The organism is Salinibacter grassmerensis (genome assembly GCF_947077765.1).
Taxonomy (GTDB): Bacteria; Bacteroidota; Rhodothermia; order Rhodothermales; family Salinibacteraceae; genus Salinibacter; species Salinibacter grassmerensis.
On sequence record NZ_CAMTTF010000007.1, the window covers coordinates 88,488 to 111,733 of the forward strand.

A 23,246-nucleotide genomic window follows, 5' to 3' on the forward strand; every position below is an offset into this window, starting at 1 on the left:
TTTGTGAGACGCGAATAGGACGCCCGTGCTCCGCGAGTTCCACGTCGGCCACGAACACCACGTCGCACGGTGGCACCGGGGCTGGTTGGGAAACGGAGGCCCCGTGGCGGAGGTGCAAGGCCTGCGTGCCTTGACAAGGTGTCCCGGAGTCGCGAGACTGTGAAGGCCGCTCCGAGGTCGGGACGGAGACCCTTCCAACCTTATTGACTGACCCGCTGCTGCCCCATGTCCCTCCGACTAACTGCTCTTTTCGTTGCCCTTGCCCTGGTGGGCTGTTCGTCCCCACCGACGGCCGACCTGGTTTTGACGAACGGAACCGTCGCCACGCTTGATGACGAGCACGGGCGGGTCGAGGCGCTGGCGGCCGCGGGCGACACCCTCTTGGCCGTTGGCAGCGCCGAGGAGATTGACGCCTACGTGGGAGGCGACACGCGCGTCGTCGACCTCGGAGGGCGGCTTGCCGTTCCGGGCTTCATCGAAGGACACGGGCACTATATGGGCATGGGGAAGGCACAGATGCAACTCGATCTTCTGGGCACCTCATCGTGGGGGCTGATCGTGTCGAAGGTGGACTCCTCCGCCGACGAGGCGGCCTCCGGGGCATGGGTGGAGGGGCGAGGGTGGCACCAAGAAAAGTGGACCTCGACCCCCGAGCGGATGGTGCGCGGTTTTCCGACGAATGCGCGGCTGAACGAGGTGGCGCCCGACACCCCGGTGTACCTGACCCACGCCAGCGGCCACGCGGCCATTGCCAACGACGCGGCCCTAGAGGCGGCGGGGATTGGGCCGAATACGCCCGACCCGGAGGGGGGCACCATCGTGCGGGACGCGCAGGGGCGGGCCACCGGTGTGCTCCTCGAAACGGCGGAGGGACGGGTGCAGGAGGTCCTCAACGCGTCGCGGAGTGACATGAGCCCGGAGCAACGCCGCGCCCGCCGTGAGCGACAGGTGCGGCTTGCCGCCGAGGAGGCACTCGCCAACGGCGTGACGAGTTTCCAGGACCAGGGGGCGTCCTTCGAGACCATCCGTCTATACCGCGAGATGGCCGAGCGCGGGGCCCTGGACATTCGGATGTACGCGATGGTCTCGCAGCGCGAGGTCACGCGCGAAACCCAGGATCGCCTCGCGGAGGTGCGGGCAATCGGGGCCGCCGATCAGCACCTCACCGTGCGGTCCATCGGGGAGGTGACGGTCGACGGGGCCCTCGGTTCGCGTAGCGCCTGGATGCTGGAGCCGTACGACGACGCCCCCAACGACACGGGCATCAACGTGACGCCGATGGAGCGCGTGCGAGAAATCGCCGAGATCGGGCTCGAAGAGGACTACCAAATCGCGGTCCACGCCATTGGGGATCGTGCGAATCGAGAGACGCTCGACCTGTACGCGTCGCTGTTTGAGGCGGCCGAGGGAAGCGGGGCGGAGCGTCGCTGGCGTGTCGAGCACGCCCAGCATCTTCATCCGGACGATATTTCTCGCTTCGCAGACCTCGGCGTCATGGCCTCCATGCAGGCCATCCACGCCTGCTCCGATGCGCCGTACAACTACCAGCGCCTCGGGGCCCAGCGGGTGAACCAGGGGGCCTACGTCTGGAATACGTTATGGGAGGATGGGGCCGTGGTGGGCAACGGCACCGACGTTCCCGTCGAAAAGATCAATCCCCTCGCGAGTCTTCACTGCACTGTGGCCCGTCAGGTCCCGGGCAGCGACACGACGTTCACCCCCGAAGAGGCCCTCACACGTCGCCAGGCGCTCAAGTCCTACACCATCAACAACGCCCGTATGGCGTTCGAGGAGGACATGAAGGGCACTCTCACGCCCGGGAAACTGGCCGACGTGACGGTGCTGTCCCAAAACATCCTCACAGGCCCGGCGGAGCGCCTCCAAGAGGCGACGGTCGACTACACCATCGTCGGGGGGGACGTAGCTTACGCCAACGAGTGACGATCTCGGACGGAGGGAAACGTCCGGACGACTGGCGAATTTCTACATTCCACTTGGTCGTTTTCACGAATCCCTCTTCTTTATGGAAGCGGTTTCCCCAAACTCGGTTCGTCCTGCTGAGGTCAAAGAGCTTCTGTCCGAGCACATGCTGACGAAGGGCATGATGCCCATGGTGCTCGACATGGAGGCGAGCCAGGGCGTTCGGCTGCACGACGAGAAAAGCGGCCGCTCGCTCATTGACCTGTTCGGCTTTTACGCCTCGAACCCCCTGGGGATGAACCATCCCAAAATGGGGGGAGACGAGGCGTTCATGGAGCGGTTGGTGGACGCGGCCCTCAACAAGGTGACCAACTCCGACGTCATGACCGGGCACATGGCGCGGTTCGTCGACACTTTCGACCGGGTGGGCATTCCGGACTACCTGCCGTACACGTTCTTTATCTCCGGCGGGGCCCTGGCCGTAGAGAATGCGCTGAAGACCGCTTTTGACTGGAAGGTGCGCAAGAATCACCAGAAGGGGTATCGCCGCGAGGTGGGCCACCAGGTGCTGCACCTGGATCAGGCCTTCCACGGGCGCACGGGGTATACCATGTCCCTCACGAACACGGCCGACCCGCGGAAGACGATGTACTTTCCGAAGTTTGACTGGCCCCGCATCACGAATCCGAAGGTCCACTTCCCGCTCGACGCCGACGAGCAGGAGCGCGTGCGGGCCCACGAGGAGGAGGCCCTTCGACAGGCCAAGCGCCACTTCCACGAGCGCGAGGACCAGATTGCCGCCGTCATCCTGGAGCCAATTCAAGGGGAGGGGGGCGACAACCACTTCCGGCCCTCATTCCTGAAGGAGCTGAAGGCCCTGGCCCACGAGAACGACACCCTGCTCGTGTTCGACGAGGTGCAGAGCGGGGTCGGCATCACGGGCGAGTTCTGGGCGCACCAGGCCCTCGGCGTAAAGCCCGACATCATGGCGTTTGGCAAGAAGTCGCAGGTCTGCGGCATCCTGGCGGGGCGCAAGCTCGACGAGGTGGACGACCATGTCTTTGAGACCCCCAGCCGCATCAACTCCACGTGGGGGGGCAACATCGTGGACATGGTGCGCTTCGACCGCATTCTCGAAATCATGGAGGAGGATCAGCTCGTGGACCACGCGGGACGGGTGGGGACGCACCTCCAGCACCGGCTGCACGAGTTGGCGGAGGAGTTTCCGGCCGTGTCCAACGTGCGGGGCGAGGGCCTCATGACGGCCTTCACGCTTCCGAGCACGGAGTACCGCGACCACGTGGCCCAGAAAACGTACGAGGAGGGCGCCATCATTCTCGGGTGCGGCGACCGGTCCATCCGCTTCCGCACGCCGCTCACCATTACGGAGGATGAGGTCGACGAGGGGATGGCCTGCATCCGGCAGGCCCTGGAGATGATGGCGACGGAGCACGGCCCACACGCCGACGGGACACGGTCTCACGCCCAGTAGGGCGCTTTGGGGCCGGGCACGCCGGGACAAAATCGCTGGCCCGGCGTCCTGGCAGGCCCCGACAGAGGTTACTCCTCGCGCTCGCCGGCAGCCATCAGCTCACGGGCACTCTCGAGGGCGGCGTCGGTGATGTCCTCGCCGCTGATGAGAGAGGCGACCTGCGTGGCCTGCTCATCCTCGTCGAGCCGGTGGAGCGTGGTGCGCGTGGTGCCGTCCTCCACGACCTTCTCCACCTTGAAGTGGGAGTCCCCGAGGGCGGCGATCTGGGGCAGGTGCGTGATCGTGACGATCTGGTGGTAGCGGGCAAGGTCGTGCATGCTCTCGCCCACGCGACGGGCCATGTTGCCGGAGATGCCCACGTCGATCTCGTCGAACACGAGGATGGGGAGCCGCTCGCTCTTTGCGAGGATCGTCTTGAGGGCGAGCATGATGCGGCTGATCTCGCCGCCGGAGGCCACCTCGGCGAGGGGCAGGGGCGACACGCCGACGTTGGTGGAAATGAAGAACTCGACCTGGTCCACGCCTCTCTGGAACGCCTGGTAGCTGGCGTCTGCGTCGTCGGGCTGGATCCATCCGTCGGGGTCCTCCTTTCGGGTGAAGCGCACCTCGAACTGGCTGTTGGGCATCCCGAGCGTGGCCAGTTCGTCGAGAATGGCGTCTTCGATGCGGGTGGCCACCTCGCGGCGTTTTTGGGAGAGGCGCTGTGCCACGTCCGTCAGGTCCGTCTTTGCCTCTTCGATCTGCGCGTCGAGGCGCTCAATATTGCCCTCAAAGTCCTGAGCCAACTCGTACTTCTCGCCGATCTCCTGCCGGTGCTCCAGAACGGCCTCCAGGCTGCCCCCGTACTTCCGCTTCAGCTTCTCGAGCTCCGTGGTGCGCTCCCGAATTTCCTGCAGGCGCTCTGGGTCGAACTCGACGTGGGCGTTGTAGTCCTGTAGGAAGTTGGCCAGCTCGCTGACGATGATGCGGGCCGACTCGACCTCGTCGACGTGGTCCTCAAACGCGTCGTCGATGCGGGCGAGGTCCTGCAGGTCGTTGCGCGAGATCACGAGCTGATCGTGGAGGGCATCCTCGCTTTCGAAGAGGCGCTCGTACAGCTCCTTCGTGGAGGCGTAGAGGTGCTCGGCGTTTTCGAGCACGCGCTGTTCGGCCCGCAGTTCGTCCTCCTCGCCGGGCTGCGGGTCGACGGCGTCAATCTCCTCGATCTGAAACTCGTAGAGCTCCTTCTGCTGACGCAGTTCCCGCTCGCGGGCGGCCAGCGCCTCGCGCTCCTTGACGAGCTCGGCCACCCGGCTCCGCCTTTCCTGATAACTCTCGACGAGCCCGCTCAGCCCGCCGAAGCTGTCGAGCAGGCGGAGGTGGGTCTCGGTGTGGAGGAGGCTCTGGTGCTCGTGCTGCCCGTGGAGGTCGATCAACTCGCCGGCCACTGCCCGCATTACGTCGAGCGTGGCCGGGGTGTCGTTCACGAAGCCGCGGCTGCCCCGATCCGTGATGCGGCGGCGCAGGATGACACGGGGGAGGGGGCCGGTGGGGATCTCGTTTTCCCTGAGGACGGCCCGGATGCGCTCGGTGTCCGCGTCGTCGAAGATGCCCTCCACGACCGCCTTCGAGGTGCCCTCCCGCACCACGTCGGTGTTTGCCCGCTCGCCTAGAATCATGCGCAGCGCCCCGATCAGGATCGACTTGCCGGCCCCCGTGGCCCCGGTGATGATGTTCAGCCCGCTCTCGAACTCCATCTCCAGCTCCTTGATCAGGGCATAGTCCTGAACGGACAACGACTGCAGCATGGCGGAATGTGGCTTTCAAGTTACGGATTGAAGACTGCGCCGGGGACAAAGCCCGAACGCCCGTCCTCAATCTGTAATCTTCAGTGGAAGAGGGATCGCCCGGCCGAAGCACGGCCATCGTCCGTGACGAGACGGCCGGATCAAGACACCAGGGACCAGCCGCCCTGGCTGATCTTCTTCTTGGCGTACTTCCACTTCATTTCCGTGGTCTCGCCGTTGGCGTTGTTGCGGACGGTCACGTACTCGTTGCGGCCCGGCTCGTCGGCCACGGTCACCGGCTGCTTTTCGTCGACGGTGGGGTCGCGCTCGGCGGCCTCGCCCTCCTGTCCGCCGCCCTCTCCGTCGGTGTCGATGCTGTAGTCGGGCTGGGCGGAGTCGTGCTGGGTTTGGGCGTTGCGCTGGCTGAGGCGACGCCGCGGGCCCTGGCCTTCCGTCTGCACCTCGTCGTCGACCACCGGCCCGGCCCGGAAGACGATGGAGACGACCTCCTGGCCAATCTCGGCCATCATGTCGGAGAAGAGGTCGAACGCCTCCATCTTGTACTCGACGACCGGGTCCTTGCGCCCGAACGAGCGGAGGCCGATGCCCTCCTTCAGCTCGTCGAGCTCGCGCAGGTGGTCGGTCCACTTCTCGTCGATCGTCTGGAGCATGGCGGTGCGCTCCAGGGCCTCGTTGATCTCCTGCCCGTTCGTCTCGAGGGCCTCGTCCACGTCCGCGACGGCCCGGATCGCATCCTGGCCGTCGGTGAAGTCGACGAATACCTGCTCGATCATGTCGTCGCCGCGCTCCTGATTCAGGTCGCGTAGTGTCTGGTAGAACGGCTGGGCAATGTTGGAACGCTTCTGCCGGTAGTAGTCGGTGGCCACGTCGTAGACATGCTCCACGACGCCGTCCTCCCCGAGCTGGACGAACTTCTCCCGGTCCATCTCCAGGTCGAAGGCGAGGGTGCGGAGGAGGTCCTCCCGCAGGCCCGCGATGTTGCCCTGCCCGTAGTGCCGCCCCACGAGGGCCTCGATGTACTCGTGAAGCATGTTGAGGACCTGGCCGTGGAACCGCTCGCCCGTGAGGGCCTCGCGGCGGCGCTTGTAGATGACCTCGCGCTGGGAGTTGAGCACATCGTCGTACTCCAGCTGGCGCTTCCGGATGGCGAAGTTGTTCTGCTCCACCTTCGACTGCGCCCGCTTGATGCTTTTGTTGATCCACGGGTGCGTGATGACCTCGCCCTCCTCGATGCCCATGCTGTCCATGACCTTCGCCACCCGGTCCGAGCCGAAGAGGCGCATCAGGTCGTCCTCGAGAGAGACGTAGAACTGGCTCTCGCCGGGGTCGCCCTGGCGCCCGGCGCGGCCGCGCAGCTGAAGATCAATGCGACGGCTTTCGTGGCGCTCCGAGCCCAAAATGGCCAGCCCGCCAAGCTCGCGCACCTCATCGGTAATCTGAATGTCGGTCCCGCGCCCCGCCATGTTCGTCGCGATCGTGACGGAGCCCTTCTGCCCGGCCTCGGCCACGATTTGGGCCTCCTCCTTGGCCTGGTCCTGCTTGGCGTTGAGAACGTTGTGGGGGATGCCTTCCTGCTTGAGGGTGCGGCTGATCGTCTCCGACACCTCCACCGACGCCGAGCCCACGAGCACCGGCTGGCCGCGCTTGTTGTACTCCTTTACCTTCTCGACGATGGCGTTGTACTTCTCCCGCTTCGTCTGGAAGACGAGGTCGTCCTTGTCATCACGCCGCACCGGCTCGTGGGTGGGGACGACCACTACGTCCAGGTCGTAGATTTCGTTGAACTCCTCGGCCTCCGTCTCCGCCGTGCCGGTCATGCCGGACAGCTTGTCGTACATGCGGAAGTAGTTCTGGAGCGTGACCGAGGCGTAGGTCTGCGTGGCGTTCTGAATTTCGACCTCCTCCTTCGCCTCCAGCGCCTCGTGAAGGCCCTCCGAGTAGCGGCGTCCCTCCATGACGCGTCCGGTGTGCTCGTCGACGATCTGTACCTTGCCCTCCTGCACGATGTACTCGGTGTCGCGCTCGTACAGGGTGAACGCCTTCAGAAGCTGCTCGATGGCGTGGACGCGCTCGGCCCGCTCCGAGTACGTGTTGTAGATCTCACGCTTCGTCTCCTGGAGCTCCTTTTCCAGCTCCCGCTTGTCGTCCATGTACTGGTTCTCGCGCTTCTCCTGCGACAGGTCGCCCTTCTCCTGGAGCGCCTCCTCCAGTTCGTCGACCTTTTCCTGGTACTCGTTCTCAACCTCGGCAATCTTGTCGCCGACGACGGGCAGGACAAACATGTCCTCCGACTCGTCCATGATTTTGGCGATGTACTCCTGGCCCTTCTCCGTCATCTCCACGGTCTGCTTTTTCTCGTCGACCGAGAAGTAGAGCTCCTCGTCGACGAACGGCATGCGCTTGGCGTTCTCCTGCAGGTAGAAGTTTTCGGTCTTCTGCCGCAGGCGCTCCATGCCGGGCTCGTTGAGGAGCTTCTGGAGCTGGCTGTTCTTGGGGTAGCCGCGGGAGGCGCGGAAGAGGGCGAGTCCCGCCTCGTCTTCCAGTTCCTGCGCCCGTCGCGAGTCGCCCTCGTCCTCGGCTGCCTCTTTCTCCTCCAGCAGCTCGCGCGTCTCCTTCACAAACGACCGCACGAGGCGGCGCTGGGCCTCCACGAGCTGCTCCACCGGGTCGCGCAGCTCCCGGTACTCGTCGTTCTCCTGGTCGGGCACCGGGCCGCTAATGATGAGCGGCGTGCGGGCCTCGTCGATCAGAACCGAGTCGATCTCGTCAATGATGGCGTAGTGGTGGCCCCGCTGCATCAACTGCTCGGGGCGCACGACGAACGAGTTGTCCCGCAGGTAGTCGAAGCCGATCTCGTTGTTGGTGCCGTACGTAATGTCGGCCTCGTACGCCTCACTGCGGCCCTCCGTGTGCGGGTCGTAGCGGTTGACGCAGTCGACCGTGAGGCCGTGAAATTCGTAGATGGGCCCCATCCACTCGGTGTCCCGTTCGGCGAGGTAGTCGTTCACCGTCACGAGCTGGCAGCCCCGGCCCGTCAGGGCATTGAGGTAAAGGGGCATCACGGCGGCCAGCGTCTTCCCTTCGCCGGTCTTCATCTCCGCGATCCGGCCCTGGTGAAGCACGATGGCCCCCAGGATCTGTACGTCATAGGGTACCATGTCCCACTCAATCTTCGAGCCGCCGGCCATCCACGTCTCGCCGAGCATGCGGCGGCACGTCTCTTTCACGACGGCGAACGCCTTGGGGAGCAGCTCCCACAGCTTGTCCTCGACGAGGTCCTGCCACTCCTCCTCCAGCTCGTCGAACTCGTCGTACAGGGCGTCCCGCTCTTCGAGGGAGAGGGGCTCGCCCTCCATCTCGGTCACCTGGCCGTCCCCGCCCACGGGGCCCTCCAGTCCAGGGGCCCGCTTCAGCTTCTCGCGAATCTCGTCCTGCCGCGTTTCAATGTCGGCCACGGCCTCCTGAATCTCCGTCCGAAACGAATCGGTCTTGGCGCGGAGCTCGTCGTCCGTGAGGTCCTGTAGCTCCTCGTAGTGGTCGTTGATCTCCTCGACGATGGGCCAGAGCTTATTGAGCTCCCGCTCATTCGGGTCGCCGAACAGATTTTTGATCCATTCAAACATATGTGCGAAGAGGGCGCGTGCCTGGGAAGAGAGACGACGAGTGGCATGCTCCAGCGGCGGCGTCCGCTGCGCCGGCGCCGCCCGAGTGAGGGGCGGCGACGAGATACATCACGGTTGTCACGGAAGGCGCCGGGTTGCGTTCCCGCTCGATTCGATGCGTGCGCCCAGGGTCCTTGGAGAGACCGGGGGCCAGAAGGCCTGCCGCGGGGCTGCGATGGAATGGCCCCCGAACCCAACGGGCCCTGGGGGGTTTCTAAAGACGCGGATGAAAAACGTCCGTCTATGAAAAGCGGAAAACGCTACCGGCCTCCGAAGAAGGCCCCCGAGCTCGTCCCCTGCATCCGCTAGGTCATGACCGGCGTCAACCGAATTCTGGTGCCCCACGACTTCACGCCCGCTTCGGCCCGGGTGCTGCCGCACGCCTTTGCCCTCGCCGCAAAGATGAAGGCGCGGTTCTACGTGCTTCACGTCACCGATCGGTCCGACGCCCCCTATCCGGCCCGAGACCTGCCGGCCGTCCGGAAGAAACTGCGACGGGCCGGGGTGGCCTCGGCGGAAGCCCTGCACGCGGTCCCCATTGAGGGACGGTCCCGCAAAGATGGCGGGGTGGCGGAGACCATTTGCCAGTTCGCCGACGAGGAGGAGATCGACCTGATCGCCCTCGGGACGCGCGGCCGGGAAGGGGCTCGTCGCTTTCTCCTCGGGAGCGTGGGGGAGACGGTCATTCGTCGTGCCGAACGCCCGGTGCTCGCCCTGCGTGGGGAGGGGGCCGGCGCTCCGCCCGTGCCCGGAACGCTGGACCGCATCCTCGTGCCCGTGGACTTTTCGGAGCATGCGCAGGAGGCCAGCCGCACCGCGGCGGAGTGGGCCCGCTTCTTCGACGCACAGGTGGACTTGTTGCACGTCGTGACGGGCCGTTCGGCGCCGCCCCCCGAACAGGCATCGTCCGTTCCGAACGAGGAGCACGCTGGTTCCGAGAAAAAGGCCCGCCAGGCACTGGCGACGATGGGCCGGGAGTTGGGGGCGCTGGGCGTCTCGGTGGCGGTTCACGCCCGGACCGGCGCGGCCGCGCCCATGATCACTGAATTCGTTGAGGCCGAGGAGACGGACTTCATTGTCATGTCCCCCCGGGGCCGGACGGGGCTGAAGCGGTTCCTGCTTGGCAGTGTGGCGGAGGCCGTGATCCGGCACGTGCCCTGTCCCGTGCTCACGGTGCGGACGTACGGCCGGTCCATCCGGGCGCTCGCCGACTGAGCAGCACAGCGTGCCTTCCGGGCACGCTCAAAGCCGACTCCTCCTCGTGTCCGGGCCCACACGCCGCTACACGTCTAGCTCTTCCAGCTCTTCGGGGTCGCGCTTGAGGAGACCTTGCTTCTTGTAGTAGATCATGGTCGTGTCCAGGGTGCCGTGACGCATGCGCTCCTTCACCTCTTCGAGCGGCATGCCGTCGTTGAGCCAGAGGAGGGCCGCTGTGTGGGTGAGGCTGTGCGGCGTGACCCCCTTGCGCTTGATTCCGGCCTCCTTGAGGTAGCCGTTGATGCGGCTCCGCACCGACCGGGTTTTGAGCCGCTTCCCCTTCGACCGGTGACCGTGAGACACAAACAGTGGATCCTCGGGGTGCACGTCCGTCCGGGTGTCCAGGTACGCCTCCACGGCCTCCAGAACAGGCGGGTCGAGCGGCGCCTCCTGGTCCTTTACCTCGCGCCCCTTGCCCTGCACGCGAAGCACCGGGCCCATAAGGGTGTGCTCTAGGTCTTCTACGTCGGCCCGTACGATTTCAATCTCGCTGAGGCCGGCGTAGAGCATGAGCGAGACAATCGCGTGGTCGCGCTTGTCGATCTGGGTTGCGTCGTCCACGACCTCCTCCAGCTTCTCGATGTCGGACTCTGTGAGCACGGAGCGGGAGTGCGTCTCGGGCCGCCGGTTGCCCTTGACGCCCGTGGCCGGGTTTTCGGTCAGGTCGCCGATGTCGGTAAGGTACTGGCAGAAGCGCCGCAGGGCCGTGAGGTACGTGGATACGGACACCTGGCTTAGGTCGCGGTCCTCCATGAGGTAGCGCTTGTACTCGCGCACGCCGTCCTCGGTGAACCGGAAGTTGTTCTGCTGGACGAACCACTTCTCAAATGAGTTCAGCGAGCGGCGGTACGTGCCCACTGTCTCGTCACTTTTTTCCTCTAGGTAGTCGTCCTGGAAGGCCTGGAGATGGTCGCGCAATTCTCGGAGGGAGAGCTCGAGCTCCGGACTGGGGGAAGGGGCGTCGTCGGGCATGGGCAACAGGAGAGAGTCAAGGAGGAGCCGCATTGTTTAATCAACGGCCCACGCCGGACGGTGTCAATAACGGAAGCCCACCGAATGCTCTTCTGGGCGGGTCTGGGCAGGGGGCGTCGTCTACCAGCCCGGTAAGATTTGAACGTCGAAGTCCCAGCCCTTGCCCGGGTGCTGAAGGGAAAAGACGCTCGTTGGGTCCATCACCGCAAATCCGTAGAGAAGCAAAGAAACGATTGAACGTGGACGAGAGGCCTGCTGTACTGAAAGTGGGAAACAAAAAGGCACGATTTGAAAGTCCGTCGTCTTGCGCTATCTTCATCGGCTGGATCTCGAGAACGCCTACACGTCGCGTCTGTCCGTGCTATGGCCTCTTTTCTTCTCGTTGCGGGAGTCGTATTGTTGGTGGTAGGGGCCGAAGGATTCGTGCGGGGCGCGTCGCGGCTGGCAACCGGGCTGGGCATCTCGCCGCTCGTAGTGGGGCTTACGGTTGTGGCGCTGGGGACGAGTGCTCCGGAGGGGGCGGTAAGCGTGGGGGCGAGCCTAAAGGGACAGCCCGAAATGGCGCTGGGCAATGTGGTGGGAAGTAACATCTTCAACGTTCTTTTGACCCTCGGCCTCACGGCGCTCCTTACGCCTCTCGCCGTGTCGTCCCGTCTCGTGCGGCTGGACGTGCCCCTGGGCATCGGGGCCGCGACGGGGGTGCTGCTCCTTGCGATGGACGGAACCATCGGGCGCGTCGACGGCCTCGCCCTGATTGGGGGACTCGTGGCCTACACGAGTCTGCTCCTCTACGAAGTGCGCGCAGGTCCGGAGGCGGACACGGGGCAACAGCCGGGGACGGAACAGTCGAAGGCGCCACGCTGGGTTTGGAGCGGGGGACTGATCCTCGGGGGCCTCGTTCTCCTCGTGCTCGGCGCTCGATGGATTGTAACGGGGGCGGTGGACCTCGCCCAGCGGCTCGGGGTGAGTGAGCTCGTGATCGGCCTTACCATCGTGGCCGGGGGGACGTCCCTCCCCGAATTGGCCACCTCAGTGCTGGCTGGAATCCGGGGACGGCGAGAGATGGCCGTGGGCAACGTGTTGGGCAGCAATCTGATCAACCTTCTCGCTGTGCTTAGCTTCTCGGCCCTCGTGGCGCCCAGTGGGGTGCCCGTCCCCCCGTCGGTCCTGTGGTTCGATCTCCCCGTCATGATTGCGACGGCCGTGGCCTGCCTGCCCATTTTCTTCACCGGACAGGTGGTGGCCCGGTGGGAGGGGGCACTCTTCCTCGGCTACTACGGGGCGTACATGGGGTATCTCCTCCTCGCCGCAACGCAGCACGATGCGCTGTCCGCATTCAGTACGGTGATGTGGGGCTTTGTCTTTCCCCTGACGGCGCTGACCTTGCTCGGGGCGTCCATCCGAGAGTGGTGGAGCAAGGGCCAATAACAATACGGGCATCCACGCTTGAGAATCCTTCAGGCAGTCCCCCCGTTGATCTCTGCAAGCATTTTGTCTTCGCCAGCCGGTGTCCGCATGTCTTTTCCCGACCGCGATTTGACCTCCCTGAATCCGGAGCAGAAAGCCGGATTGCCCCCCGGCTCGGTCGTGTTCGTGGGGGAGGAGCGGACCGATCCGGTTGAGTTTCGGATTCTGGAGTACGGCCCGGAGCACCTTCTTGAGACCGACCACGAGGGCCTCGACGAGGTGCTCCAGTACCGGGACACCACCCCCGTCACGTGGATCAACGTCACCGGGGTGCACGAGGAGTCCGTGATCCAGACCATCGGGGATCATTTTCACGTCCATCCGCTCATCCAGGAGGACATCGTCCACACGGGCCAGCGGCCCAAGCTAGACCCCCAGGAGGACTATCTCTACCTCGTCGTCAAGATGCTATACTTCGACGAGGACCGAGGGGGCGAGTTGCGGGCCGAGCAGGTGAGCTTTCTGGTGGGGGAGCGCAACCTAATCTCGTTTCAAGAAGACCCGGGCGATGTCTTCGACCCGATCCGCAAGCGGATCCGGAACGGCCGAGGCCACATCCGCGATCGGGGACCCGACTACCTCGCCTACGCGCTCATAGACGTAATTGTCGATCATTACTTTGTCGTCTTGGAAACGATCGGTGCTCGCACGGAAGACCTCGAAGACGACATCATGGGCGAAGAGCCCGGCGATGTGGAGGACGAGATCCACGACCTGCGTCGCGACCTGATCTTCATGCGCCGGATGACATGGCCGATGCGGGAGCTCCTCCACCAGCTCGAGCGCCTCGACTCGTCCCTGTGGGCGGACCACAACCAGCCCTACGTACGCGACACGTACGACCACGTCGTGCAGGTGCTTGACCTCGTGGAGTCCCTGCGCGACACGGCCAGCGGGCTGCACGACCTGCATATGACCTCCATCAGCAACCGCATGAATGAAATCATGAAGGTGCTGACGATCATCGGGACGATCTTCATTCCGCTGACGTTCGTTGCGGGCATCTATGGCATGAACTTCGAGTACATGCCCGAGCTGGCCTGGAAATGGGCCTACCCCACCGCGTGGGGCGTGATGATTGCGCTGGCCGGGGTGCTGCTCCTCTACTTCCGCCGCCGTGAATGGATTTGAGGGCACATTGCTTACTCTCCGCCTCGCCGCGTGAAGACCAGGCCCGCTCGTCATGCGACGTGTCACGCGGTATGAGGCTTCAGAACACACTTCTTTCCGCACCACTCCTTCTTGCTGATGCCTTCTGCTGACCCTGCCGACCCGGCTGTGTACGAGCGCGGGGACGCCCTCAACGAAATTCTACCGGCCCAGTCAACCGGCGACGGTGGTCCGGCCCCCACGTCGTCGGGGGACGCCGCCGAGGACTCACGAATGTACGACCTCTCGGAGCAAGAGTACTGGGAGTGGCTCGCGGCGCTGATTCAGGAGGGAAGCGAACTGGACGAGCACGTCGACGATCTCCTCGAAGCGATCTACGATCTTGAACCGGCCTTCTACAGCCGGGGCGGGCGGCGACAGCTTCAGGAGCGCCTCCGCCAGCTTCACGAGGTGCGTACTTCCGTGCGGGCGTTCGAACAGGACGTGGAGCAGCTCTCGTTCGTCTTCGCCAAAACCGATACGGTCGAAACCAGTGGGGCGGACAACGCCGATCACGTTCTGGCGAGCATCAAGCGGACGTACGACCGCGCCTACGACCTTTGTCTCTACAAACTTGACCGCATCAGTGACGGCTGGATTACGGCCACCAATCTCCTGATCAGCCTGACCATTCTCATCGTCACCATCCTTTTCTGGTTGGAGTTTCGGTAGCGGCACGGCCTCGGGGCACCGTCGTCGATATTCCTTCTTCGTTTTGGGTTTTGCAGGCTTAGTGCGCAGGTGTCATGGCTGATGGTTCCACCTCGGAGGACGAGTCGATCTGGGCGTACGTGCCGCCCGGCGAGGCGCACGGGCCGGAGCCGCCTGCCCAAGAGAAGCTCTACACGGGACTGTCGGCCGTGCGGGCCGCCGTGACGCAGCTGCGGGCCTGGATGGCTGGGGATGCCTCGGCCGTGTCGGGGCCGCCTGGTGCCGACGAGGCCCTGGAGGCGGGCGCGCCCCTCTCCGACGCGCTCCGTGATCAGGTGGCGCCGTCCCCGGACTGGCGCGACGCAGTGAAGGCGCTGGACGACGTGATAGATTCCGACTCGGAGGCCGGAGCGCCCCTCCTGGTGCACGAGGCGGGCCATCACGACGCGCCGTCCATCGTAGAAGCATGGGGGGCGCGCACGGGCGCGACGGTCATGGATCCCCCGGCGCGCGATCGTCTGGCGGAAGAGGACGGGGCCGCGTGGGTGGCTGCACAGCGGAGCGGGAAGACGCCCTGGGTCCTGCCCCGTCTGGAACGCTGGTGGCTGCGCACGCCGGACGGCGTGGCCTTCGTGCGATCGCTCCTGGACGCCTGGGCAGAGGGCACGCTGGGACGAGGCGTGATTGGGGTCGACCGGCACGCCTGGAGGTATTTGCGGCACGTGTGGCCGGGTCAGGCGCGTCGTCGAGTGACCCTGCGCCCGCCATCGGGCGAGGCCCTGGCACGCTGGTTCTGGAGGCTGGCCCGCCAGGGCGGGGCGCCCGAGGGGACGGTCGAAGAACAGGACGGCGGGGGGCGCGTGCTCCCGAGGCCCGAGTGGAACTCCGGGCGGGCGACGAGCCCGGAGGACGAGACGACGGTGTCCACCTTCCTGCAGTCGCTGGCGGCGCACAGCGATGGGAATCCCGGGGTGGCGTGGGCCCTCTGGCGGCGGAGCCTGCAGGCACCCGGCCCGGAGGCGTCCGCCGCGACGATGGCTACGGTCCCGCCCTGGCCGGCACTTGATCGCCCCGGGCGCCCGGACGCCCCTGAGGGCTCGGACCTTCTTCTCCTACATGCTCTGGTGCTACACGGTGGACTCCCCGATGCCGTCCTCGCCCACGTGACACCGGTGGAGCGCTACGAGCGCCGCGAGCGGCTGCGAACGCTTCACCGCGAGGGGCTTCTCACAAAGGCCGACGGGGCCTGGCAGGTGACGGCCGCCGGGTATCCCGTCGCCTGTGCTCTGCTCCGCGACGAGGCGTACCTTTCCGACCGACCGGACGTCCGGTAGGCGAGGGCCAACTGTCATACTTGTTTCTCAGTGGGAGTCTTCTCGTAATGGCCGGGACAACAGACATACTGCGAAGGATTCAGGTCGAGGGCCTGCTGGTGGTCGCGGCCATCTTGGGGGGCGCCGTGGTGCTCACGCTGATGGTGCAGCGCTATGGCCCACGGCTTGCGGAGCAGGTGCCCGGGCGCTACCGGCTCTCGGTCCTGGCCCTGGTGCCGCTGCTGCGCCTCGTGATTATTGCGGGGGCCCTCGCGCTCATTATCCCACAACTGATTGAACCGACCTTCGAGAATCTGGTCGCCGTTCTGGGGACGGTGGGCGTGGCGCTCGGGTTTGCGCTCAAGGAGTACGTGAGCAGCCTGATCGCGGGCATCGTCGTCGTTTACGAAGGGGCGTACCGTCCGGGCGACTGGGTGGAGGTGGACGGCGAGTACGGGGAGGTCCGGTCCGTCGGCATGCGCGCGATGGAGATGGTGACGCCCGACGACACGGTCGTTGTCGTGCCGCACCAGGCCTTGTGGACCAACCCTATCCACAACGCCAACGACGGGACGCAGGACCTGCAGTGCGTAACGGACTTCTACCTCGACCCCAAGCACGACGGCCAACAGGTGCGGGCCCTCCTACACGACGTGGCCCTCACGAGTCCCTACCTACAGATTGAGCGTCCCGTCGACGTCGTCGCGACGGAGCGGCCCTGGGGGACGCACTATCGCCTGAAGGCGTATCCGGTGGATCCCCGTGACCAGTTTCGCTTCACGACCGACCTGACGGTGCGGGGAAAAGCAGCGCTGCGGGAGGCGGAGGTCTCGCCGGCCCAGGTTCGGGGCCTTGTCGAGTGACGGCGGAACGAAGCGCAAGCGGCCCACCTGCCCGTCCGGGCCGCAAGGTCGCGGGGAACAAGGGCCTCGCCGAAGAAAAGATACACACCGGTCCCACACCCTTTGAGGGACGGTCGGCCACTCGTCCATTCTGTTTTATTACTGGTGACACTCCACTATGACGTCGTTTGCTACCGTCTTGAGACGATCTGCTCTGGGACTTGCTGCGCTGCTTATCGGGCTGGGGGCTCATCCGGCAGCCGCCCAGTCGCCTGGAGGAGCCGGGGTTACGGTTGGGGCCGGCGATGCCCTCCGCGTGGGCGGCCTCGTGCAGGCGGATGCCTACCTGGGACGGGAGGCCGGTCCCAACGACGGCTTCCGGGCCCGAAGTGCGCGGCTTCGGCTCGGGGGACAGGCCGAAGGGCTCTCGTACGTCGTGCAGACCGACTTCACGTCGTCGAGCCGTGAAGCGCCGAGCTCACTTCTTGACGCGTTTGTCCAGGTCCCGCTTGCCAACCGGCTCCGGCTTCGTGGAGGACTCTTCAAAACGCCGTACAGCGCCGAATTTCTGGCGCCGCGTCCCCGCATCCGATTCGCCGAGCGGGCCCGTGTGGTCAACGCCCTCGCCCCGAACCGACAGGCCGGGGTTCAGCTCACGGGAGACCTGACGGCCGAGGCGAGTGATGCACAGGTAACGGCCACCCTCGGGGCCTTCAACGGCACGCGAGGCCTCAGCACGAACGACAACGAGAACCTTCTCTACCTAGGGCGCCTGACCGGGAGCGCGCCCCTCGGACCCGGCACGCTCGACGTGGGGGCGAGCGGAGGCTACAGCATCGACGGCCAAGTGTCGATTCCAAATACGCTTCCGAACACCGTGTCCACGTTCACGGGCACCCGTGCTCTCTTCCAGGCCGACGCCCAGTACGAGACCGACCGGTGGCTGCTGGCCGGGGCCCTTCACGCGGCCGACCTGGAGTACGACGACGAGGACCCCGCCACCGGAATAAATTCCCAGTCTCCCTTCGGCTACTACGCGACGGCCGGGCTGAATGTCGCCGATGGGCATCAAGTGCTCGCGCGACTGGAGGGCTACGACCCCGATTCGGCCGGGCGGACTCCGGACGACCAATTTGTGCTCGGATACAACTACGACGCCTCGTCGGTCTTGCGGGTGGTGGTGAACTATAAGGCGTCGACCGAGGACGTGGCCGACGGCTTCTTCACGGGGCGACTGCAGGTGGCCTTCTAGGCCGAAAACACGAATCCGAACGCCTCGCACTCACAAACAATGGGGGCATCGGCCGGCGCCGAACAGCGCGACGGGCCGATGTCCCCATTGGTTCGTTTTATCTTGGAGGAGCGGAAGGAAACGTGCTTGAGGGACTTGTCCCCGCCGTATCTGCTAGAAACGGTGGGCCAGGCCGAGGCCGGCGAAGAACGCGCTCCGGTTCTCGTCCACCTGGAGCCCGGTGTTGACGTCCAGCTGGGTGTCCGGGCTCGACAGGAGGGTCAGGCCCGCCTCCACGTAGTTTTGGTTCAGGCCTGTGGAGTAGAAGCCGGCGTAGCCGACGTACCCACCCACGCGGTCCGCAACGTCGAAGCTCAGGGTCGGAATGAAGAGGTACGACGGATCCGCGTCGCCGCCGTAGGGGACTGAGGTGCCGGCGTTGACCGAGAGGCCGAGGCCCTCCCCGAGGGCGCCGTTGAAGGCAAGCGCCAGTGTTTGAGACACACGGTCGTTCTCGAATGCGCCCGATCCGGTGGGAAAGTCCCAGGTGCTGACCACGCTGAGTGCAGACAGAGACGACTGGACGAGACGGAGCTTCCCGCCGACGCTCGTGCCGGTATACTCAGTATCGGGGGCGTCAAGCGCAGCGGAGCCCACCCCGCCCCGCAGTTCCAGAATGTCGGCCACGCCATAGCGCAGCAGCAGCTGCCCGAGCTCGGCGTTGGTGCCAAAGTCATCGTTGGCCGCAGCGGCCCCGAGCTCAGCCTGGAAGGTGCCGGGCGCGACCGTCGCCGTGCCGTCCCCGAACCCGGGACGATCCGCGGAGATCTGCCCCGTCGCGGACGAGGGGGCCATCAGAACAACGGCGAAAGGGAGGAACAGGGCGAGAGCAATGCGTATCGAAGTGCTTTTCATGCGTCGGAGAGGGACGTGTGCGAAAGAAAACGAATGAGCATGGACCAATAAGAACCACCGAGACTAGGTCGGTTCCGGGTTAGAAGTGGAGGGGGACGAGTCGCCCTCATCGCCCGCCTGCTGCACCGGAAACGGGGTCGTCTCGCTGCCGGTGTAGAGGGTCCGGTGGGGAAATGGAATCTCGATGTCGTGCTCGTCGAAGGCGTCTTTGATCTCGACCGGGATGCTGTTCCGGAGGTCGAGAAAATTCTCGGTCTTGGCCCACACGCGGAACTGATAGTTCATCGACGAGTCGGCAAATCCGTCGAAGAGGACGCTGGGAGTGGGCTCCTCCAGGCACAGCGGATTGCGGTCGGCCACCTCCATCAGTACGTCCCGCACCGCCCGCAGGTCCTCTTTGTAGGCGACGCCGATCTGCAGGTCGATTCGCCGGATGGAGAAGCGGCGCAGGTTGGTCACCTCCGACTTGATCATCGTCTCGTTCGGAATCCGGACGAACAGATTGTCGAAGGTACGAAGCTTGACCGAAAGGAGGTCGACCGACAGCACCTCGCCGGTGGTGCCGTTCACGCGGATGACGTCGCCGACCGAAAACGGGCGCTCGCCCAGCAGAAAGAGGCCGCTGATGACGTTGGAGGCCGACGTCTGGGAGGCAAACCCAAGCGCGACGGTCAGGATGCCGGCCGCCCCGAGCAGCACGCTCAGGTCGAACCCGAGCTCCATGAGGGCCGAGGCCGTGAACAGCCCGGCAATGCCGTAAAACGCGCCCCGCCGGATGATCATGGCGCGTTGGGCGTCCTCCTCCGCGAAGAGGCGAGCGAGACCGTTCCCGGCCAGGCGGCCTAGCGCAAGGCCGGCGAGTACTTTTACGAGGGCCTTGAGGGCGTTTGCGGCCTGCGGACTCGTTACGTAGTCGACGGCAAGGGTCCACCACTGCTCCATGGGACGATTCGGTTGGAAAAGAGAGAGCTGCGGGGAGGCGTTACGGGGCGAAGAGCGTGCCCACGGCGCTGAACGTGCTTGTGAAGAGTCCCTTCTTCGTGTGCTCGCGAGGCTCCCGCAGGAGCTCGGCCTCGTCGGCGTCGCTGGGGGGACCGCTCCGCACCTGTACGTCGGCCCCGCTCTGATTCGTTGAGTGCGTCATCGTGACGGCCGGGGTCCAGAGTTGGTGAGTCGGGGTCGTGTAGAGGGCGAGGTGCTGAACCGGCAACTGGACCCGCTCCAGGGCCAACGCGTCCGGGGCGTTGTTTTGAATCTGAAGCGGGGTGACCGCCCGGTGAAAGCGACGAGGCAGGCGGTTGAGGCGGAGCCGCCCGGCGGTGCGCGTCGCGTAGCAGAACTCGCCGTCGGTGGTAGAGGCCCCAAACCATGTGTCGGACATGCGAAAGGACGGCATCTCCTGCAGTTGGCGCCCCGAGTCCGGAAGCAGGATCCGAATCCAGAGGGCTGTGCTCAGGTAAAGGGTCACTGACTCCCTCGGGGGGACGTACAGCGGATGTTCGGGGCGCGAAACGACCGGGCGGTCGGCCAGGGCCGGTTGCAGTGCGATGCGTGGCTCCGCGTCCTTGAAGCCGTAGCGGTTGGTGTGGAGGGCCTCGTCGTCCCTATCGAGAACAGGCGCCATCTCCTCCCTCGAAAGGGACGTCGTGACGCCGCTCCGGTTGGTCAGCGGATCTGCGGCCTCGTCGTTGGGCGAGGGCTGGTGAATGACCCGCCACTCGCGGTCTGTGCGGTAGAGCCAGAGCGTCGACGGGCCGACGGCCCATCGTCCGCCGGTGTGCACGTCGAGGGAGACTGTGCCCCACCACGGCGTCGGGTCCGCGTCGGGCTCGGAGGGCTCCATGGTTTAGGGGAAGGGTTGCGAGAAGAGCAGGGCGCCCCACGAAACCAGAGGGCTCTTTCGAAAACGCACGCCCCAAAGTAAGGGTGAAGTTGTCTTTGAACAACTAGGGCGGCAGCTCTGGCGCGGCAACCGCACAGCCATGCAGCGCACGCGAGGCCGCGAGGCATGAGCCCCAGATTCTCTGTAAAATCGAGAGGATTCCGGGAGGCGTGGCCCCGGTGGTTGTGTCTCTGGGGACGGCTCCTCACTATGTGTGTATCCGTGCTCAAAATACTCACCCCGCCCCAGCTTCTCCACTCGTGGTTTCGCTCCTTCTTGCTCAGGCGGCGCCCGTCTTTACCCCAGACATGTTCGTCGTGTTGGGGCTCATCGCCGTCGTGCTCGTCCTGTTCATCACGGAAGCCATCCCGATCGACATGACTGCCCTCGGGGTCATCGTGGCGGTCGTGCTGTTGGAGCCGTGGACGGGCGTAGGGCCGACAGACGGCATATCGGGCTTTGCGAGCCCGGCCACCGTCACGGTGCTGGCGATGTTCGTGCTCAGTGAGGGCGTCCGGCGCACAGGGGTGCTTCGGCGGATTGGAAACTGGATCGTGGACTGGGCGAAGGGGAGCTTTTACAAGCAGTACGGAGCGCTGGTCGGGCTCTCCGGTACCACCGCGGGCGTCATCAACAACACCCCCGTCGTGGCGATGATGATTCCGATGGCGATCAACATTGCCCGGAAGACGAAGATGTCGCCGTCGAAACTGTTGATGCCCATCTCCTTCGCGTCGATGCTGGGCGGAATGCTTACGGTCATCGGGACCTCCACCTCCATCCTGGCGAGCGACGTGAGCGCGCGCCTGATTGGGCATCCGTTTTCGATGTTTGAGTTTACGGCGCTGGGGGCGATCGTGCTGGCAACGGGCGTCGTGTACCTGATGGCAGTGGGGCACCGGCTGTTGCCGGAGCGCATCAGGCCGGAGGAGGACCTGACCGACGAGTTTGAGATGAGCGGCTACCTGACGGAGGTCGTGGTGACGGAGGAATCTCCCCTGGTCGGGGTTGCGGTCCGGCAGGCACTAGCCGCGTTGGACCTCGACATCGACGTCATGCAGATGCGCCGCGATGGGGAGGCGTTTGCCGCCCCGCTCGGGCCCAAGCAATTCCGCGCGGGCGACGTGCTCCTGCTGCGGACGAGTCGCGATTCGCTGGTGGAGCTGATGCAGGCCCAGAAACTGGAGCCGGTGGTGCATACGAAGATCACGCAGGATGACGTTGAGATCGAGCAGCAGAAGGAGGTGCTCATCGAGGTGGTGTTGCTGTCGGACAATCCGCTCCTCGGTGAGACGCTACGGTCGGTCCGGTTTGCGCAGCAGTACGACGCGCTGGTGCTCGCCATTCGGCGGCACGGGAAACTGCTCTACGACGAGATCGACGCGATGCCATTGCGTGGGGGCGACACGCTGCTCGTCCAGGCCTCGGTTCCCGCCGTCGAACAATTCGAGCGGAACCGAACCTTCGTGGTCGTGCAGGACGACGAGGAGACGTCTTTTCGGAGTGAGAAGCTCCCGCTTGCCCTCGGCATTGTGGGGCTGGTGGTGGGGCTTGCGGCCCTGGAGGTGATGCCCATCCTCGTCTCGGCCCTGGGCGGAGTCGTGGCCATGGTGGCCACGGGCTGCGTGCGGCCCACCGAAGTGTACGAGGCGGTAGACTGGAGCGTGATCGTGCTCCTGGCCGGCCTCATTCCGCTGGGGATGGCCATGGAGCGGTCCGGCACCGCGGGGTACCTAGCCCACGGGGTGACGGCCGTGTCGGAGGGAATTCCCGCCTTCGCGCTGCTGCTCGTCTTCTACGTCTTCACCAGCCTCGTCACCCAACTGATCAGCAACAATGCCAGCGTCATTCTGATGATTCCGATGGCCGTGGAGGCGGCCCAGCTGACGGGGGCGGATCCGTTTTCGTTCGTCCTCGCGGTGACGTTCGCCGCGAGCGGGGCCTTGCTCACCCCGATCGGCTACCAGACCAACCTGATGGTGTACGGGCCGGGCGGGTACCGCTTTACCGACTTCCTGCGGATGGGGGCGCCGCTGCAGGTGCTGCTCGCCATTGTCACCTGCGGGGGCATCTGGCTGCTGTGGGGGGTGTAGGGGCGGAGGTCAACCTTTTACCTCTCCCAGGCCCGCCGCTCTCCACCCGATTCGGGGCCCATCTGCCGATCGCACTGGCCGCCTCGTGTAGTTGGAGGTGTTCTGAACCACCTTCCGTTGGCCGCCCTATGCAGAATCCGCCTCGCTGGGCTCCGGAAGATCGGACGTGCAATGAGGACAACGGGTGGCCTGGACTGGCACGTCGGAGACGCAGTGCGGGCACTTCTTGATCGTCTTCGGGGGCGACGGCCCTTCGTCGGGCTCGCGCAGCTGGTTGATGTAGCGGACCAGCAGAAAGACCGCGAACGAGACGATCAGAAAGCTGACCACCGCGTTGATGAACGTCCCAACGTTGACCGTGACGGCCCCGGCGTCTTGGGCCGCCTGCAGGGTGGTGTACGGGGCCCCGGGCGTCCCCTCCCGAAGAACGAAGAACAAGTTTGCAAAGTCGATGCCCCCGGTCAGTAGGCCGAGCGACGGCGTAAGGATGTCCTTGACGAGGGATTGCACGACCGTCCCGAATGCCCCGCCGATGATGATGCCCACGGCCATGTCGATGACGTTGCCGCGGATCGCAAACTTCTTGTACTCCTCGAGCATGGGCGGCACGATG

General features: G+C 65.2%; 17 protein-coding genes. 10 read left to right on the plus strand and 7 right to left on the minus strand.

Annotation, left to right across the window (positions count from 1 at the left end; all coding sequences use genetic code 11):
• The first annotated feature begins 225 nt into the window (after positions 1-225).
• Both OJB03_RS13515 and lat read left to right on the plus strand, forming a co-directional pair.
• The gene (locus OJB03_RS13515) at positions 226-1,941 is read left to right on the plus strand and encodes an amidohydrolase (protein WP_263788350.1); all 1,716 of its coding nucleotides are present in this window, start codon (positions 226-228) and stop codon (positions 1,939-1,941) included.
• Positions 1,942-2,023: 82 nt separating this feature from the next.
• The gene (gene lat / locus OJB03_RS13520) at positions 2,024-3,412 is read left to right on the plus strand and encodes an L-lysine 6-transaminase (RefSeq protein WP_263788352.1); all 1,389 of its coding nucleotides are present in this window, start codon (positions 2,024-2,026) and stop codon (positions 3,410-3,412) included.
• A 68-nt stretch (positions 3,413-3,480) separates the two neighbouring features.
• Here lat and recN read toward each other — a convergent pair whose 3' ends face one another.
• The gene (gene recN, locus OJB03_RS13525; protein ID WP_263788354.1) at positions 3,481-5,199 is read right to left on the minus strand and encodes a DNA repair protein RecN; all 1,719 of its coding nucleotides are present in this window, start codon (positions 5,197-5,199) and stop codon (positions 3,481-3,483) included.
• A gap of 140 nt (positions 5,200-5,339) precedes the next feature.
• Entirely contained in the window at positions 5,340-8,822 is a 3,483-nt protein-coding gene (gene secA / locus OJB03_RS13530) for a preprotein translocase subunit SecA (protein WP_263788356.1), read from the minus strand.
• Between the two features lie 351 nt (positions 8,823-9,173).
• On the opposite strand from secA, the gene OJB03_RS13535 reads away from it, so the two are divergent.
• Positions 9,174-10,076, plus strand: coding sequence for a universal stress protein (locus OJB03_RS13535; RefSeq protein ID WP_263788357.1), 903 nt, complete (start codon positions 9,174-9,176; stop codon positions 10,074-10,076).
• Positions 10,077-10,142: 66 nt separating this feature from the next.
• Here the strand turns inward: OJB03_RS13535 and OJB03_RS13540 are convergent, their stop codons facing one another.
• Complete coding sequence (locus tag OJB03_RS13540) at positions 10,143-11,090, minus strand: site-specific integrase (protein WP_263788360.1); 948 nt, start codon at positions 11,088-11,090, stop codon at positions 10,143-10,145.
• Positions 11,091-11,453: 363 nt separating this feature from the next.
• On the opposite strand from OJB03_RS13540, the gene OJB03_RS13545 reads away from it, so the two are divergent.
• The 6 genes from OJB03_RS13545 to OJB03_RS13570 all read left to right on the plus strand — a co-directional run bounded on the left by OJB03_RS13545 (position 11,454) and on the right by OJB03_RS13570 (position 17,764).
• Positions 11,454-12,518: a calcium/sodium antiporter gene (locus OJB03_RS13545; protein WP_263788361.1), complete on the plus strand. Its 1,065-nt coding sequence runs from the start codon at positions 11,454-11,456 to the stop codon at positions 12,516-12,518.
• Between the two features lie 87 nt (positions 12,519-12,605).
• Complete coding sequence (corA, locus tag OJB03_RS13550) at positions 12,606-13,688, plus strand: magnesium/cobalt transporter CorA (protein ID WP_263788362.1); 1,083 nt, start codon at positions 12,606-12,608, stop codon at positions 13,686-13,688.
• A 117-nt stretch (positions 13,689-13,805) separates the two neighbouring features.
• A complete protein-coding gene (locus OJB03_RS13555; protein WP_263788363.1) occupies positions 13,806-14,378 on the plus strand; it encodes a hypothetical protein in 573 nt (190 codons plus the stop codon).
• A gap of 74 nt (positions 14,379-14,452) precedes the next feature.
• Positions 14,453-15,691, plus strand: coding sequence for a hypothetical protein (locus tag OJB03_RS13560; RefSeq protein WP_263788364.1), 1,239 nt, complete (start codon positions 14,453-14,455; stop codon positions 15,689-15,691).
• Between the two features lie 47 nt (positions 15,692-15,738).
• Complete coding sequence (locus OJB03_RS13565) at positions 15,739-16,533, plus strand: mechanosensitive ion channel family protein (RefSeq protein ID WP_263788365.1); 795 nt, start codon at positions 15,739-15,741, stop codon at positions 16,531-16,533.
• Between the two features lie 157 nt (positions 16,534-16,690).
• A complete protein-coding gene (locus OJB03_RS13570; RefSeq protein WP_263788366.1) occupies positions 16,691-17,764 on the plus strand; it encodes an OprO/OprP family phosphate-selective porin in 1,074 nt (357 codons plus the stop codon).
• Positions 17,765-17,917: 153 nt separating this feature from the next.
• Here the strand turns inward: OJB03_RS13570 and OJB03_RS13575 are convergent, their stop codons facing one another.
• From OJB03_RS13575 to OJB03_RS13585, 3 genes are all read right to left on the minus strand, one after another.
• Positions 17,918-18,598, minus strand: a complete 681-nt coding sequence (locus OJB03_RS13575; protein ID WP_263788368.1) for a transporter — start codon at positions 18,596-18,598, stop codon at positions 17,918-17,920.
• Between the two features lie 123 nt (positions 18,599-18,721).
• Positions 18,722-19,600, minus strand: a complete 879-nt coding sequence (locus OJB03_RS13580) for a mechanosensitive ion channel family protein (RefSeq protein ID WP_263788370.1) — start codon at positions 19,598-19,600, stop codon at positions 18,722-18,724.
• 40 nt (positions 19,601-19,640) lie between these two features.
• Positions 19,641-20,501 (minus strand): hypothetical protein, encoded by an 861-nt coding sequence (locus tag OJB03_RS13585; protein WP_263788372.1) that lies wholly within the window; start codon positions 20,499-20,501, stop codon positions 19,641-19,643.
• A 347-nt stretch (positions 20,502-20,848) separates the two neighbouring features.
• Here OJB03_RS13585 and OJB03_RS13590 point away from each other — a divergent pair, with 347 nt between their 5' ends.
• Positions 20,849-22,633, plus strand: a complete 1,785-nt coding sequence (locus OJB03_RS13590) for an SLC13 family permease (RefSeq protein ID WP_272507333.1) — start codon at positions 20,849-20,851, stop codon at positions 22,631-22,633.
• Positions 22,634-22,759: 126 nt separating this feature from the next.
• Here the strand turns inward: OJB03_RS13590 and mscL are convergent, their stop codons facing one another.
• Positions 22,760-23,233 carry a large conductance mechanosensitive channel protein MscL gene (gene mscL, locus OJB03_RS13595; RefSeq protein WP_263788415.1) on the minus strand — a complete coding sequence of 158 codons (474 nt, stop codon included), beginning with the start codon at positions 23,231-23,233 and terminating at the stop codon, positions 22,760-22,762.
• Positions 23,234-23,246 lie beyond the last annotated feature (13 nt).